At 63.9% G+C, this 14,144-nt stretch carries 14 protein-coding genes; 7 read left to right on the top strand and 7 right to left on the bottom strand.

Going from position 1 to position 14,144, the window contains the following annotated elements:
* Nucleotides 1–54: 54 nt before the first annotated feature.
* Nucleotides 55–342: a DUF732 domain-containing protein gene (locus AWC17_RS10420; RefSeq protein WP_231588347.1), complete on the top strand. Its 288-nt coding sequence runs from the start codon at nt 55–57 to the stop codon at nt 340–342.
* A 24-nt stretch (nt 343–366) separates the two neighbouring features.
* On the opposite strand, the gene AWC17_RS10425 is transcribed toward AWC17_RS10420, so the two are convergent.
* Nucleotides 367–789 (bottom strand): hypothetical protein, encoded by a 423-nt coding sequence (locus AWC17_RS10425; RefSeq protein ID WP_046182100.1) that lies wholly within the window; start codon nt 787–789, stop codon nt 367–369.
* A gap of 204 nt (nt 790–993) precedes the next feature.
* Nucleotides 994–2,496, bottom strand: a complete 1,503-nt coding sequence (locus tag AWC17_RS10430; RefSeq protein ID WP_231588346.1) for a wax ester/triacylglycerol synthase domain-containing protein — start codon at nt 2,494–2,496, stop codon at nt 994–996.
* Nucleotides 2,497–3,068: 572 nt separating this feature from the next.
* Here AWC17_RS10430 and AWC17_RS10435 point away from each other — a divergent pair.
* Together AWC17_RS10435 and AWC17_RS10440 are read left to right on the top strand one after the other, a co-directional pair.
* Nucleotides 3,069–3,872, top strand: coding sequence for a transglutaminase-like domain-containing protein (locus AWC17_RS10435; RefSeq protein ID WP_046182098.1), 804 nt, complete (start codon nt 3,069–3,071; stop codon nt 3,870–3,872).
* 159 nt (nt 3,873–4,031) lie between these two features.
* Entirely contained in the window at nt 4,032–4,484 is a 453-nt protein-coding gene (locus tag AWC17_RS10440) for a DUF5994 family protein (protein WP_046182097.1), read from the top strand.
* A gap of 176 nt (nt 4,485–4,660) precedes the next feature.
* Here the strand turns inward: AWC17_RS10440 and AWC17_RS33420 are convergent, their stop codons facing one another.
* Nucleotides 4,661–5,290: a DUF5994 family protein gene (locus AWC17_RS33420; RefSeq protein WP_308292922.1), complete on the bottom strand. Its 630-nt coding sequence runs from the start codon at nt 5,288–5,290 to the stop codon at nt 4,661–4,663.
* A gap of 721 nt (nt 5,291–6,011) precedes the next feature.
* Here AWC17_RS33420 and AWC17_RS10450 point away from each other — a divergent pair.
* Nucleotides 6,012–7,646, top strand: a complete 1,635-nt coding sequence (locus AWC17_RS10450; RefSeq protein WP_046182110.1) for a fatty acyl-AMP ligase — start codon at nt 6,012–6,014, stop codon at nt 7,644–7,646.
* Nucleotides 7,647–7,704: 58 nt separating this feature from the next.
* On the top strand, nt 7,705–8,508 hold the full coding sequence (locus tag AWC17_RS10455) for a GAF and ANTAR domain-containing protein (RefSeq protein WP_046182095.1): 804 nt from the start codon (nt 7,705–7,707) through the stop codon (nt 8,506–8,508).
* A gap of 4 nt (nt 8,509–8,512) precedes the next feature.
* Here the strand turns inward: AWC17_RS10455 and AWC17_RS10460 are convergent, their stop codons facing one another.
* Together AWC17_RS10460 and AWC17_RS10465 are read right to left on the bottom strand one after the other, a co-directional pair.
* Nucleotides 8,513–9,271, bottom strand: a complete 759-nt coding sequence (locus tag AWC17_RS10460) for a GAF and ANTAR domain-containing protein (protein WP_046182094.1) — start codon at nt 9,269–9,271, stop codon at nt 8,513–8,515.
* 42 nt (nt 9,272–9,313) lie between these two features.
* Nucleotides 9,314–10,021 carry a GAF and ANTAR domain-containing protein gene (locus AWC17_RS10465; protein ID WP_046182093.1) on the bottom strand — a complete coding sequence of 236 codons (708 nt, stop codon included), beginning with the start codon at nt 10,019–10,021 and terminating at the stop codon, nt 9,314–9,316.
* A gap of 241 nt (nt 10,022–10,262) precedes the next feature.
* Here AWC17_RS10465 and AWC17_RS10470 point away from each other — a divergent pair, with 241 nt between their 5' ends.
* Nucleotides 10,263–10,499 carry a hypothetical protein gene (locus AWC17_RS10470; RefSeq protein ID WP_085164603.1) on the top strand — a complete coding sequence of 79 codons (237 nt, stop codon included), beginning with the start codon at nt 10,263–10,265 and terminating at the stop codon, nt 10,497–10,499.
* A 124-nt stretch (nt 10,500–10,623) separates the two neighbouring features.
* On the opposite strand, the gene AWC17_RS10475 is transcribed toward AWC17_RS10470, so the two are convergent.
* Both AWC17_RS10475 and AWC17_RS10480 read right to left on the bottom strand, forming a co-directional pair.
* Nucleotides 10,624–11,844: a fatty acid desaturase family protein gene (locus tag AWC17_RS10475; protein WP_046182091.1), complete on the bottom strand. Its 1,221-nt coding sequence runs from the start codon at nt 11,842–11,844 to the stop codon at nt 10,624–10,626.
* 564 nt (nt 11,845–12,408) lie between these two features.
* On the bottom strand, nt 12,409–13,593 hold the full coding sequence (locus AWC17_RS10480; RefSeq protein ID WP_046182090.1) for a glycosyltransferase: 1,185 nt from the start codon (nt 13,591–13,593) through the stop codon (nt 12,409–12,411).
* A 258-nt stretch (nt 13,594–13,851) separates the two neighbouring features.
* On the opposite strand from AWC17_RS10480, the gene AWC17_RS32630 reads away from it, so the two are divergent.
* A complete protein-coding gene (locus AWC17_RS32630; protein ID WP_167385564.1) occupies nt 13,852–13,989 on the top strand; it encodes a hypothetical protein in 138 nt (45 codons plus the stop codon).
* Nucleotides 13,990–14,144: the final 155 nt, after the last annotated feature.

A 14,144-nucleotide genomic window follows, 5' to 3' on the forward strand; every position in this document is an offset into this window, starting at 1 on the left:
ACCTTGCCGCGAATGAATGCGCATCTGGGGATCCGGTCGACAATAGGCGCGGTCGTGCTCGCCGGCGCCGCTGTGCTTTTCGCGGCACCGGCGTCCGCCGATCAACACGATGATTCGTTCATCGCGGAGATTCAGCGAAACGGGATCGTCTTCACCGACCGCGGCGCCGCAATCGCAGCGGGACACAACATGTGCGCCGGACTCGATAAGGGTAAAACGCCAACCTCCCTGGTGCTGAATGTCGTAAGGGCCACCGACCTTTCGGCACATGAAGCCGGCTACCTGCTCGGCGCTTCCGTGGCGTCCTATTGCCCCCAACACAAAGCCGTTATCGGCAACTAGTCCAGAGCCGCTGCGCAAGGGTTGTCAGCCGGCGCGCTCCCCGGGGAGCTTGTCGTCCCGCGTCGCCGCGCCGTGGGCCAATTCGAGCCGACGTTCCGCAAGGACCAGCAGATGCGTGAGCCGTTGTCCGTACAGACCCACCGACTCGTTGGTCAGCGTGTCGTTATGCGCGCGGTCGACCGAATACGTGAGGATTTCGCCGGAGACATGGGGACGCCAGGATTGCACAAGGAATGCAGTGCGATCGTCTTCGTCGCGCGTGGCCGAGAAGATAGTGATGTCGCCAGTGAAAACGCTTGGCTCATGGATTCGGTACCGCGCGACGTTTTCCCGAGCGTTTTCGGCAAGCAGATCGAAAAGCCGCTGGGATCGCGAGGCCTCTGCCATCACCTGTTGGTCGCCCAGGGTGTCCTCCGGCGGGACGGCGCCGTCGACACCACCGTTCATTGCGGGTTGGGTGTCGAGCAGGATCAGGCGGAGGCTCGGGCACCGAGTGACGGGGCCTCGACACCCGCGCCGCTGGGATGCAGCAAGCCGCCCATGGCGGTTTGGGCACAAGGGCGCCGTGAGTCTCGTCTGAATGGGTCAACGGGCTCGCCGGCGAACCCGAGGCCCGAGCCGATCTCGGACCCCGTTTGGGCACAGCAATTCTCAAGTTCCCCAGGCACTGCCGCGTGAACGGGTAGCGGGGTGCGTGACCATCTCTGTGACGACGGAACGGCCGTGCCCGCGAGGCGATTGGTGCGCGGCCGCCACCAGAGTAGCGACTGAGCGCACGACCCCGGTCGCGATATCGTCGACCGCGGGCACGTTGTCGGGGCACGCGCACACGCTCACATCCAGCTCCTCGCCGCGGGTGGTCAGCGCGATGTTCAACCCGCTTTCCTCCGAAAGCGGCCCCACGGTGTACACGCGGACGACCTTCGAGCCGGCGCAGTACGCTAGCTTCGGCTCAACTGCGATGCAGGAGACGTTACCGTGGCAAATCGGTTTGAGCTGATGCCGCATGCCCGATCGACTGTAAAGCTGCATCCCCAGCTGAGCTATCACCGGCGGGATGAGCGAAGCAACGATTTCCGAATCAGTTGTCGAAGAACGATTTTCGTAGCTACGCCTGCGGATGGCGGCCAGCCTCTCGGTTGCGGTATGGAGGTTGGCGAGCATCTGCACCGGGTCGTCGAGGTGCACCGGGATGCGTAGCCGGCCGACGGTCATAGCCTTGCCAGTTCTGGGGTGATCTGTGGGGGGCAATTCGAACGGCATCCGCATCAGCAGCGGACAATCGGGTACTGTGTCGTGTTTTTGCAGCCACGCTCGCAACGACATTGCACAAGCAGCGAGAACGACGTTGGTGGTGCTGCCCCCGAACGCGTCGCTGACTGTCCTCGCGTCTGCGAGCGGGATCGAAGCGAAAGCCACCGCACGCCGCTTCGTCAGCGCCGCATTGAACACTGTGTGGGGCACGGGCCCGCTGATCGAAGGTGCCGCCTGCGCCGTCGGGCCCGGGACGCGCGAGCGGAGCAGCCGACTTGTCGAGCCCTGCAGCATACGAGAAGCAGTATCGGCGATCAGCCACATGCTGGTGGCGTGGTTTTCGACGATCTCGTGAAGCACATCGGTAACAAGCTCGCCGAGCGAAGGAGCCGAACCTAGGTACGGCTCGGTGGGCAGACCGTCGTCCGGGCGATCGCGCGGCCCTGTGGTCAGCAACCGCGGCAAGACAGACGCTGCCCCTGCGGCTCCGTCATTGAGTGCCGGCGACGTCTTCACCGCCAATGCCCATTGGCCGTCCGCCAGACCATTGATGCTCCAGGCTTCCCACAGTCGCTCACGACAATCCAGTCGCCGGGCACTGAGCTCGGCGATGAGGTCCGCGAGTTCGGCCCGTCCGCCGGGAGCGCGAACGGTTGCGCAATGAATTTGCGACGATGGGTCATAGTCGTCGATCTCCGCCCACAGCGGCTGACCCATACCCAGGGGCTTGGCCACCAGTCGGCTGCGAAAGCGCGCCATTTGCGGTAGCGACGCTGCCACCAGTTGATGTAGCCGCAGGTGACTGAGGCGATCGGACGCTTCGATGGTGACCAGAGTGAGGGTGTGAGCGGGCGTATTCGGGCCCTGCGTGTGCAGCGACAGGGCATCGATCCCCGACAATCGCGTACCCATCAGCGCACCATCCCCTTTCGCGATAAAGCCCCGGCTCCAGAACCTCTAGACCAGTGCGCATCGATGTTGACAACAACCGGAACTATGCAACGAGGCGGTCAAACGATCTTAGTTGTCGACACACTCAATCAGCTTGCGTCAGTTTCATTTTCGATTCGCCGGTCAATTCTCGGGCCCATTGCTGCGTAGGCGGCGATGCTGGGCACCAGAGTTGGGCTGCGCATCCGCGGCGCCGGACCGCAGTGCGCTTCAAGTTCCAATCGAAAGCGCGGCGCGGGACCGCCCAGTGTTGCGGTCGCGCCCTCGTTGCCGTTGCGCCTCGGACCTGCCGGCTACTTCGGCCGCCATCGCGAGTTCCCGTCTTGACCACGAGTCGGTCAATCACTCGAGTCGGCAGCGGCACGACCTCAGACCGGCAGCGCACGGAAAACCACCTAACCGTTCCCACCCTACTCCGACCTGGTCGCAATCATTGGGCGCCGGCAACGAGCGCCCCCGACTACGGTTCGGACGCACCGAGACGGGTCGCGAATCCCGAACGACTGGCGCATCATCGCCCTATGAGACGAGAAGTGGGCGCCCAGATCGAAGTCGAAATCACCGCTCCTACGACGCTGGAGTTCCAGATCGCAGTCGCTCCGCACCCGAAGACCGAAGTCCTCGAATCGTTGCGCTTCATGTTGGACGGACGGCCAGTCCAAGCTTTGGAAGTCAGCGGTGTCCATGGCAATCGCATTCACAAGTTCGATGCAGCGGCGGGCACACTGAAAGTCGACTACGCAGCGACAATCGTGGGCAAGACCGATCCGGCCCCGGTGACCGACTACGACATGTCGGTGTATCTGCGACCCAGTCGGTACGCCGAGGCCGACAAGTTCTATGGTTTCGCCGCAACGGAGTTCGGCACCTACGGCGATTCGGCCACGTTGTTGGAAAATGTCAGCTCATGGGTGGGCACCAGGTTGAATTATGTGCCCGGCTCAAGCGATCCCATCGACGGGGCCGTGGAGACCTTGCTCTCCGGTGAAGGTGTGTGCCGCGACTACGCGCACCTGGTGGTGGCGCTGCTGCGCGCGGTCAACGTCCCGGCCCGCCTGGTGTCGGTGTACGCGCCTGGCCTGTACCCGATGGACTTCCACGCGGTGGCCGAGGCCTTTGTCGAGGGCCAATGGAGGGTCGTCGACGCGACGTTGCTGGCGCCGCGGCAAACACTGGTGCGTATAGCCACCGGTCGTGATGCCTCCGACACCGCGTTCCTCGACAATCACAAGGGGGCGATCACGCTGAACCAGTTGGTCGTGACCGCCGTGGTTGACGGCGACTTACCAGCGGATTCTATCGACCAACTCGTTTGTATCCGCTGAGCGCACACACCCAAATCACTCAAGGTCCTCAGCCGCGTCCAAGGTGAGCACATGTGTAGAGTAGGGAGCATCGGCGATACCTCGCACCTGACTAGCAAGCCATGTCGTCGCCGATTCGAATGATTTGACCGGTTTCGCGGTCAAGACGGGAGCGTCGTCATGACGCCGAAAAATGACCACATGGATACCGGCCACCGGCATACCGCCCCGGAACACACACCCCGTTTGAGGTTAAAGCCCAAAGGCCCGCAGAGCGGCTATGTCGATGGGGCGTGGTGGCCGCACAGTGACGACCTGAGGGCAGAGCTCCCAGACCTGCTGTCGGTGCTGTCAGTTCGGCTTGGTCCGATTGGCCGTGTCAACTACCAACTGGATGAATGGCCGGAATTACCAGCAAAATTCGCCATCGAGGGGCGAACGGTACGACTCGACGGATTCCGCCTCCAGCCCGCCAACACCATCGAAATCCTCGGGCACAATCGTAAACGACTTGTCCTACTGGTGGTTTCCCCGCATGCCGACCCAGACCAAGCACACGCCATCATGATGACGGCAGCCGGCCCGAGTAATGCCTCGACCGTCGATAGCCTGCTCATGGCAGGCGCGCAATAACCGGCAGCCCACGTGTGAGCGTGGCGGACTTCCGCCACGTAAATTTGCAGGGAGTCAACGTATCTCGCTGAGCATCGACTTTCCCGCGCTAGCCTCTGGGCAGGTGGTGGGCTACATGCGCGGCGGGCGAACCCGAATGTTCCCACCGCTCCCTGCGGTATAGCTATGACATCAGCTCACCGCGAGCGCCGCGATCCAAACATTTGCTCGCCCCGGGCCATGCGGACAATGCAGTCGGCCCTCTGGAAGGCTCGGGAATCACGATGTGCGTCGTACACGGGCAAGCCGGCAGCCTGACGCAACACCATTACCGCAAGGGCCGCACCAGTGCGATGCGGAACGATCAGAAGCTGTGCCCGTGCATCGCGGCCGCCAACTGTCATGACGTGTGGCCGTATCCCATGCCAGCAGTCCCAATTCAGGTCCTGCTGGCTTTGCAACGATGACCAGTTGACGTTAATGTCGGTGACTCGGCCTAAACGGCCGCGTAAGACAGCGATCAACTCGATGATCTCTCGCGAGATCACCCCTGTCCGGGGCCACCACGCTCCGTCGACTTTATTTCCGAGTTGGGATGTCAGCGTGAGCCGCACCGGGCTCACGGGGCGGTGCGGTCCCACCGTATTGATCAGATACGAAGTCGGTTCCCCCCCGCACCGGTGCTCCACAGAGTCGACTACGGAGTGGGTTGTTGGATTCCGCTGAGAATCAATGAAACTGACCGCCGGTACCGCTCGATTCATGGGTAGAACCCTTCGCAGTTCGATGCGATCAACCCGCGAAACGGGCCGACGGAGGGATTGCATTGCCCGTGATCTCGATGGGGAATGACGGTCGAGGCTGTGCCGACAATGAAACAACTCTCTTAGTTACGTTACGCCGATATCTGCCCATGTGCCGCAAAGAGGGGCGTCGGCGCTCGTTGTACGGATCGCCCGGCCTACCTCAGGAGTCGCATGCCGAATCAGTACTCGGCGCCGCTGCGTCGGCCCGATGAAAACCCACCGGTCGGCTCTCGACGAGCGAGCGCACTCGGTACGACGCATCCGCGAACAGGCGCGTACCCACAAACGCTTAGTTCAAAGACATCTATTGGTATACAAGGATTTATGGCGACTTATGAACGGCCATACGCCCCGGCCTGGTATCAGGCCTACGGGTACTTCGCAGACATCCATTCCGTCGGAATGGTCTACCCAGGGCTGACTTCGACGGTGGGGTGTGTCTGTAAGCCGCTTGAAGCTTTCAGCGATTCCCGACCGACCGTTGCGGTATGGTTTGGCGAAGGTTGACTCCGCAGCCTCCCAGAAACGTCCGACGGCGATCTGTCAATTGGTCCCCGCCGCAACGCGTCTGCAAACCCGGTAAAGCCGACTGTCAAATTGTGCTTTCGGATTGCCCCCAGAGCTCGCGGCGCATTGCCTACACGTTTGGCTTAGCTCGCGCGTTCGGGCCCCCGATCCAACGACCCGCCGCACGGTCGCAGACCAGCCGCGACGTCGCCGCACCGGAGAACGAGGAATGGCCTTGAGCAAGTTCACCGAAACGATGTACAGCACCGCCCATTCCAGTTCGAAAGGCCTGGTGACCGGAGAGCCGAATCGCCCCGTCCGGCATACCTGGGGTGAGGTGCATAACAGGGCACGACGGATTGCAGGCGGCTTGAGCGCGGCCGGGGTCGGCCCCGGTGACACGGTCGCGGTGCTGGCCGGCGCCCCGGTGGAGATCGCTCCGACCGCACAGGGTATCTGGATGCGCGGCGCCAATTTGACCATGCTCCACCAGCCCACCGCGCGTACCGATCTTCAGCGATGGGGCCGAGAGACGACCGCTGTCATCGAGATGATCGGTGCAAAAGCGATAGTCGTCTCCCAGCCTTTCATGGCCGCGGCCCCATTGCTGTCTCAGCTCGGTATGCGAGTGCTCATCGTCGATGAGCTCCTCGACAGCCGCCCGATCGATCCCCTCGATACCAGCGACGACGACCTGGCACTGCTGCAATTGACTTCCGGGTCTACCGGGTCACCCAAGGCCGTACGGATCACACACCGCAACATCGTTTCCAACGCTGAGGCGATGTTCGCCGGCGCGAGCGTTGACATCGACACTGACGTCATCGTGAGCTGGTTGCCGTTGTTCCACGACATGGGCATGACTGGGTTCTTGACTGTGCCAATGTATTTCGGCGCCGAGCTGGTCAAGGTTACTCCGATGGACTTCCTGCGTAACACGCTGCTGTGGGCCGAGCTCATCGACAAATACAAAGGCACGATGACCGCCGCACCGAACTTCGCCTACACGCTGTTAGCCAAACGGCTTCGCAACCTGGCCCGCCCCGGCCAGTTTGACTTGTCGACCCTGCGATGGGCCCTGTCGGGCGCCGAACACGTGGAACCCGCGGACGTCGAGTACCTCTGCGAGGCCGGCCGGCCGTTCGGGTTACGTCCGGAGGCAATCCTGCCGGCCTACGGCATGGCCGAAGCGACCGTAGCGGTGTCGTTCTCCGATTGCGGCGCAGGCCTTTTGGTCGATGTGGTCGACGCGGACCTGCTCGCCGTACTGCACCGGGCCGTCCCGGCGACCAAGGGCAATATCCGGCGACTGGCCACGCTCGGCCGACCGTTGAAGGGGCTGCAGGCTCGCGTCGTCGACGAAGACGCCACCATCCTGCCCGCGCGGGGCGTCGGCGTACTCGAGGTGCGCGGTGAACCAGTGACGCTGGGCTACGAAACGATGGCCGGATTCGTCGCCGCTCAAGACGACCAGGGTTGGTATGACACCGGCGACTTGGGCTACCTTACCGAGACCGGCCATGTCGTCGTCTGCGGCCGTGTCAAGGACGTGATCATCATGGCCGGCCGCAACATCTACCCGACCGACATCGAACGCGCCACCGCGCGCGTCTGCGGGGTCCGGCCGGGCTCTGCCGTCGCGGTGCGCCTGGACGCCGGACACGCACGGGAGACGTTCGCCATCGCCCTGGAGTCCAACGACTGGCAAAATCCGGCCGCGGTGCGCCGCATCGAGCATCAGGTGGCACACGAAGTGGTCGCCGAGGTCGACGTCCGCCCCCGCAATGTGGCCGTACTCGAGCCGGGAACGATCCCCAAGACCCCGTCGGGGAAACTGCGGCGCGGCCATGCGTTGGCGCTCATCGACTGATTTTTCCGGGCTCGGCGGGGAGTAGATTCGCGGTCAAGGGTGCACGGGAGGAGGGACGTTGGCCGACTTCGACGCTCAGCCCGGTCGCGAGGCGCCGCAATCGCCCCAACTCTCCCCTGCCCAACGGGACGCGGACGAGGCCGAACTGCACGAGGGGCTCCGCGGAGTTGCCGGAATTGTGGCCGGCGCCCGAGGGGTGGTCGACCTTCTGCGGGACGTGGCAGAGTTCGCGGCCCAGGCGATTCCGGGTGCCGACGGCGTGGGCGTCGCATTGATCGATCCGCAGCACGGGTTGTCCAGCGCCCAGACCTGGGCGGCGACAATGGAACTCGTCCACGAGATCGACACGATCCAGTACGACGAACTGAACGAGGGGCCGTGCATCACCTGTATGCAGTCGCGACGCCCCACGGTGAGCGGATCGCTGGGCAGTGACAGCCGTTGGCCGCACTTCGGTGGCCGGGTAGCCCGGATGCGGATGCACTCCGCGCTGGCGCTGCCGCTAATCGTTGGCGACGACGTGATCGGCTCGATCAACGCCTATGCCGCACAACGCGACGCGTTCGCCGAGCACGCCGTGCGACTGGGCGCCCAGTTTGCCAGGCCCGCCGCGGTGTCGGTGTATAACGCGCAGTTGCTGGCCGACGCACACGAACGGACACTGCGCTTGCAGCGCGCATTGAACAGCCGATCGGTGATCGACCAGGCGATCGGCATCATCCGCAGCCGGTCGGGCGGCAGCGCCGATGAGGCCTTCGAACGGCTCACCCGCATCAGCCAGACGGAGAACGTCAAGCTGCACTCCGTCGCCGAGCGGCTGGTCGAAGAGGCCGCGCGGCGCGCCCGCGCATGGCGTCGCTGACTCGTTATCCCGGTGGCGCGGCCAACAATTCGGCCAACGCCGCCACCAGTAGCAGCCGGGAATACCGATCGGTCATCAATCTGCGTGACACATCGGTCAGGTGTTCCCCGTTGGCCCGCGCGTAGGTCCGCAACAGATCGAATGCCTGCTCTACGGAGACATCCAGCTTTTCGCAAAGGAAGCCCTTCGCCTGCTCCACGATGACGCGGCTGGTCAGCGCGGTGCGTAGCGGCGGCATGACGGTGAAGGCTGTGGGTGAGTGTTCCTGGAGGATCGCGACGCATGCGATATGTGCCAGGGTCTGCCCGACGAGCAGATCTGCCTCGGTGAGCTCGCCGGGGCTGCTGCCGAACAAGTTGAGTGCGCCCAACACCATGCCGGCGGCCCGCATCGGGACGGCATGCACGGAGGCGAAACCGGCGCCGACTGCGGCGGGAACAAACCGCGGCCAGCGATCTGTTGCCGCTCGGAGGTCGGTAACCGAGACCGGTTGGCCGGTGGCGTAGCAGTCCAAGCATGGGCCTTCTTCGGCTTGCAGCTGGAAGACCTCGAGTTCGTGGGCCTGCTCCGACGTCGCGGCCAGCAAGCGGAGCTGATGTAGTGGGTCGGCGAGCAGAATTCCCGCGGCTGCGACGTCGAGCAACTCAGCACATTGTTGTGTGAGCCCGGTCAGCAGGTCGACCACGTCGAAGTCATCGAGCAGGCTGTCGACTAGCGCGACGACGGCGTTCAGCACCCGGGTTTCACGAGGGGTGTCAGTCACGTTGTCCTTCTTTCTGGGCTTTCCGGGTCCGCCGAGCGCGCATCAGTCGATTTCGAGCTTCAGTCGGCGGTCGAGGATGTCGCGGGCGACGTCGGTGGCGCTGCGGCCGGTGGCGTAGGCGTGAGCGCGCAGCCGGACAAGGGCCTCGGCCGGTTCGACCTCCAGCTGGGCGACGACCATGCCGGTGGCCTGGCTGACCTCCGCGCGGCTCAGCGTGCTGAGTTCGGCCCAGGCATTGCTGGTGGGGTCGGCGACGGCGGCCTGGAGGTCTCCGTCAAGGAGGTCCAGAAGCGGCACACCGGCGAGCTCCGCGGCGGCGACGGCACCGGCCACGTCATCGTCCAGCAGCCGGCCCGGCTGCGCGCGGAAGAGGTCGAGGGCGCCGACATATTCGCCGGCCACCACCACGGGTATCGCGTAGACGCATCTGATCTGGTGGGCCACCATGGCGGGCGCGTAGGCCGGCCAGCGAGCCTCCTCCGGATCTGCGAGGTCGACGACCAGGATAGGAATCCGCTGTGCGACGGCGTCCAGGCACGGTCCCTCGCCGAGAGTGAACTGTAGTTCGTCGTATATGCGCGCGGGCGCCCCGCTGGATCCCAGTGTTCCGCTGCTCGCGCCTTCGAAAACGAGCGAGATGGCCGCCGCGTCAACGTCGAGAAGACCCACACACGCCTCACACAGCCGGTCGGCGGCCTCTACCCCGCGCCGGCCGTCGACCGCAGCGAGGAGCTGCTTGTGGATCGCCACATTTAGCCGGACGGGGCTTGGGCTGCGGAAACGGCCGGGTCGGGCGGCGGCAAGGTCATCCCCTCAGCCTTTCACTTCCTGCGGCGATTTACGAGCAACGATCCCAGTCCCCTGGTCGGTGGCTCGGCGTCGGATGAATCGGTGATTGACCGGCGCGGTTGACCGGAGAATCCTCGAATGATCGCCGGGATGATCCCCGGAGGGTGGATACCGCCGACCGGCCAGGACTATCGGGAGAGCAATGAGTTCCGAACATGCAATAGAAAAGGTGCCATTGTCGGAGATCCGGGAAGGCGACATGCTTCAAGATCCGAAGTCTGGAAACTGGATCAAAGTCACCCGTACGGCCGACACCGCAATGGGCATCACCGACACGCACTCAGGCGAGGAACACTACCGCGTCTACTACGGCGATGGCGGTGAAGAGATCGATTCCCGATTCGTTACGGGTGTCGTCAACCGCCAGGTGCGCGAGTAATCGCGACGCCGCGGCCGGGCAAGTCACCCGACTGCAGGTGGGTATATAGCATTGTGCCGCAGCATTTTTCGAACGTGCAGCAAGAGCGGGCGGACATCCAAAGCGCCCGAGGTCAGGCCGTGCCTCACTGGGGCAACATCGACTTTCCGGTAAGTAGTGCCGTCGCCAATCCGCGTCGCCGCCCATTGTCCCCGACGCCTGAGTTCGGTCGCTTCGCGACGTTCCGGAATTTGTCCTCGGACGCTGTCTCGGGCGCGTCGTCGGAGGTAGCGGTGAGAAACCGGTCCGGCAGCGCCAGTTTGCAGATTGTGCGCGCGGTGAGCAGGAACTGGCGGTGCAACGGGCCGGTCGTGTACGGCAGGTCGTAGGTGAGGCACAAGTCGCGTACCCGATGGGCGATTTCGGGGTAACGATTACTGGGCAGATCGGGGAAGAGGTGGTGTTCGATTTGGTAGCAGAGGTTCCCGCTCATGAACGCCATCACCGTCCCGGCCCGAAAATTGGCGGTACCGAGCATCTGCCGCAGATACCATTCGGGCTTCCTCTCGCCCTCCAATGCCGACGGGGTGAACTTTTCCGCGCCGTCCGCGAAATGACCGCAGATAATCACGACACACGCCCACACGTTGCGCAGCCCGTTGGCAACCACGTTGGCCCACAGTGTGCGGCGCCATCGCCGACGACTCAGCGCGGGAACGAGAACGTAGTCCTTGCCGACCTGTCGGGCCACCTTGCGAAGGAGCGCTGATTTGTGGGCGGATCTGCCGGCGTCGGTGTCCTCGCGCTCCTGCACCGCATACAAGCCGTGCAATGCGACACCCCATTCGAACGCGAGCGCCAGCAGCACCGCGCGCAGCGGCTGCACCAACGCGCTCGGCCGCCACGCTTGATCCCGAGTGACCCGCATGACTCCAAATCCGAGGTCGTCATCCACCCCGACGATGTTCGCGAAGACGTGGTGCCGGTAGTTGTGGGAGTGCTGCCATTGCGATGTGAGAGCGGCCATGTCCCATTCCCACGTACTGGAATGGATCTCGGGATCGTTCATCCAATCCCATTGACCGTGGCTGATGTTATGGCCGAGTTCCATGTTCTCGATGGACTTGGCCGCGGCCAGGGCGGCGGTTCCGACAGCCCAGCCAAGCTTGCCTTTGCTCCCCGCAATCGCTAGCCTCGCCGCGATTTCGAGCCATCGCTGTAAAGCGATGGCGCGCACGATGTATGCCCGATCTTTCGAGCCACGCGCAGCCTCGATATCGCGACGGATCTCTTCCAGAGCGGCCGCGAGCTCCTCGAGGTCCGCATCGCTCAGATGGGCGTATTCAGGTACTTCGGTGATGGCCATCTCAGTGAGATCCGGGCGCGGTGGCGTGCGTTGTCCGCATGACGATGAGCGGAAGGTTTACGTACCGCAACAATGTGGATCACGTCCGATCTTTTGATTGGTGTCGACGGGCGAGCGGCGCGAGGTCCGACGATCGGGAAGCTGTTTGATCAACAAAGCTGAACGGCGGCATCGGGACGCAATCGACCTTCGAGTGCGGTCGCCGATTACGGCTGCACAGCTGATGCGGCTGTCGTGGTCACCCTCGTCACGGGAGTCGGGCGGCACGGAAGCCCGCCCGGAGCCTGGTGGTCCCGGTGGACGGCTGAGCCATCTATCGAAGTATTTGCCAAAATCGGCTCTGTGCCGTAAGTCCTGACCGTAGCACGCCAGATTCCCGCGAACACCATCGCGCCTGCGGGCCGGGCACGAACGACCGCGTGCCGCTCCCGGACGGCCGGGCGGATAGGGCTGAGGGCTACGCTGAGCCACCCTGACCGAAGCCATTGCCGCGCAAAGATGATCGTCGCGCATGCTGCAACGTCGAGATCACCGCCAGAATGGATGCCGCGCCCTGGGCACTATTCACCCGGTGCGCGTGCCTGCCCGCCGCCGCGTGAGTAGCCGGTGCGCGACCCTCACGTACGCATCCGCGACCACCGGCCAGGCCATCTCGGGCGCCATTCGGCGTGCCTCGGCCGCCATCGCACCGGCGAGGCGGGGCTGCGTCAGCACACGACGCAGGGCCGATACCAACGCGTCCGGATCGTCGTGCGGGACAACGATGCCCGCTCCACTGGCGAGCAATTCAACAGCGTGCGGAAATGCGGTCGCAACAACCGGCCGGCCGTTCGCGACGGCCTCGACCAGTACACCGGAGGTCGCTTGATCAGTCGAGTCGTAGGGCAGGACGACGACGGCTGCGGACTGGACGAGTGCGGTCAGCATCGGGACATTGCGGTAATGCCCATCGAAGCACACGGAGCGCTCGACGCCGCCCTGCCGCGCCTGTTCTATCAGGGCATCCCGGTACGCCTCGCTGTCGGCAGCCAGCACCTTGGGGCGCGTTCGCCCGGCAACGACGTACCGCGGCTGCCCTGGCAAGTCATGAAGCGACCCCATCGCGTCGATTACCCGCTCGATGCCCTTGCCCGGGCCCAGCAGGCCCCACGTCAAGAGGGTCGGCCGACCGCCTCGTATGCACGAGGTCGTCGGGATGGTGGCCCCATGGGGAATGGTGGCGACTTTGTGGCGGTCGATATCGAAGCCGCAGAGCAGCCGTTCACTGGCGGCATCGGACATCACGATCACCTGATCTGCCCGTGCTGCAATCGCCTCGAGAACCGAACGCTGGTGTCGCGTAGGGTCTTTGAGAATAGTGTGAGCGACCACGATCGAAGGCACGCGCAGTTCGTCGATGAGTCCCACGACTTCGTCTCCGTCAACACCGCCGTAGATCCCGTAGTCGTGCTGGATGACCGCAACATCGCTCTCGTTCAGCAACTCGGCGCATGCCGCGACGGATGCCGGTGAGCCCTCGACGAGCTCTCCGATGACACGGACGCTCGAAGACGGTGGCCCGTCGGACACTCTCACGACCCGGACGTCGGCGCCAGTGGCGACCAGTCCGTGGGCCAGGGCAGCACTGAAGGTGGCAAGCCCGCACGGTGTCGGCGGATAGGTACTCAGGAGGCCGAAGCTCGGAGAGCCAGAGAATTGCTGCGCGGCAACGGAATCCGTCGAAAATGGAAATGTAGCTAAAGCACTCAAAGCGATCCCAACTCCGGGTTTGTCACCGGCATTTCCGGCGTAAGCGATTGCTCGGCGCGGTCAGCAAGAATTAGCTGACTCATCCCGGACCAGCTGGGTTTCCGATCTGTTCAACAATACACCCTAAAACGGTCCGTGACGTCGCCCCGAGCGATGGCCTCACCACACCGCGCCCCCGCGCACGACCCCACGATATACCGACGTGGAGTAAAGTTCGCGGATCGGGACCAACCAGGCCCCATGGCGAAGGGGCCAGCAATGTCAGACAAATCTCCCCGAAAATCCATGAGCAAGAAGTCCGGAAAGTCATTGAAGGAGAAGCGCGCCGACAAGCACCTCAAGGCAACGCGCCGTGAGGCCACCACCGAGGCGGTACTTCACGACAAGAGGCGCTAACCTGTTGAAGGCTTTTAGATCTGGCGGCCCCGGCCAACCGCCTGCCTAACACCGGGGCCTACCCGCCAACACCTTTACGAAACACATGCCTTCGGAATCGGGGCCGCCTGGTGTCCGGCGTGTAGTTGCGGGTCGGATCCGCCAGCCCGAGGCAG

The organism is Mycobacterium nebraskense (assembly GCF_002102255.1).
Lineage (GTDB): Bacteria > Actinomycetota > Actinomycetes > Mycobacteriales > Mycobacteriaceae > Mycobacterium > Mycobacterium nebraskense.

Bases quoted from the DNA above. Each gene is read 5' to 3' on its own strand.
- AWC17_RS32630 (WP_167385564.1), top strand. From the start codon at position 13,852: ATGTCAGACAAATCTCCCCGAAAATCCATGAGCAAGAAGTCCGGAAAG.
- AWC17_RS10470 (WP_085164603.1), top strand. From the start codon at position 10,263: ATGAGTTCCGAACATGCAATAGAAAAGGTGCCATTGTCGGAGATCCGG.
- AWC17_RS10425 (WP_046182100.1), bottom strand. From the start codon at position 789: ATGAACGGTGGTGTCGACGGCGCCGTCCCGCCGGAGGACACCCTGGGC.
- AWC17_RS10435 (WP_046182098.1), top strand. From the start codon at position 3,069: ATGAGACGAGAAGTGGGCGCCCAGATCGAAGTCGAAATCACCGCTCCT.
- AWC17_RS10475 (WP_046182091.1), bottom strand. From the start codon at position 11,844: ATGGCCATCACCGAAGTACCTGAATACGCCCATCTGAGCGATGCGGAC.
- AWC17_RS10440 (WP_046182097.1), top strand. From the start codon at position 4,032: ATGACGCCGAAAAATGACCACATGGATACCGGCCACCGGCATACCGCC.
- AWC17_RS33420 (WP_308292922.1), bottom strand. From the start codon at position 5,290: ATGCAATCCCTCCGTCGGCCCGTTTCGCGGGTTGATCGCATCGAACTG.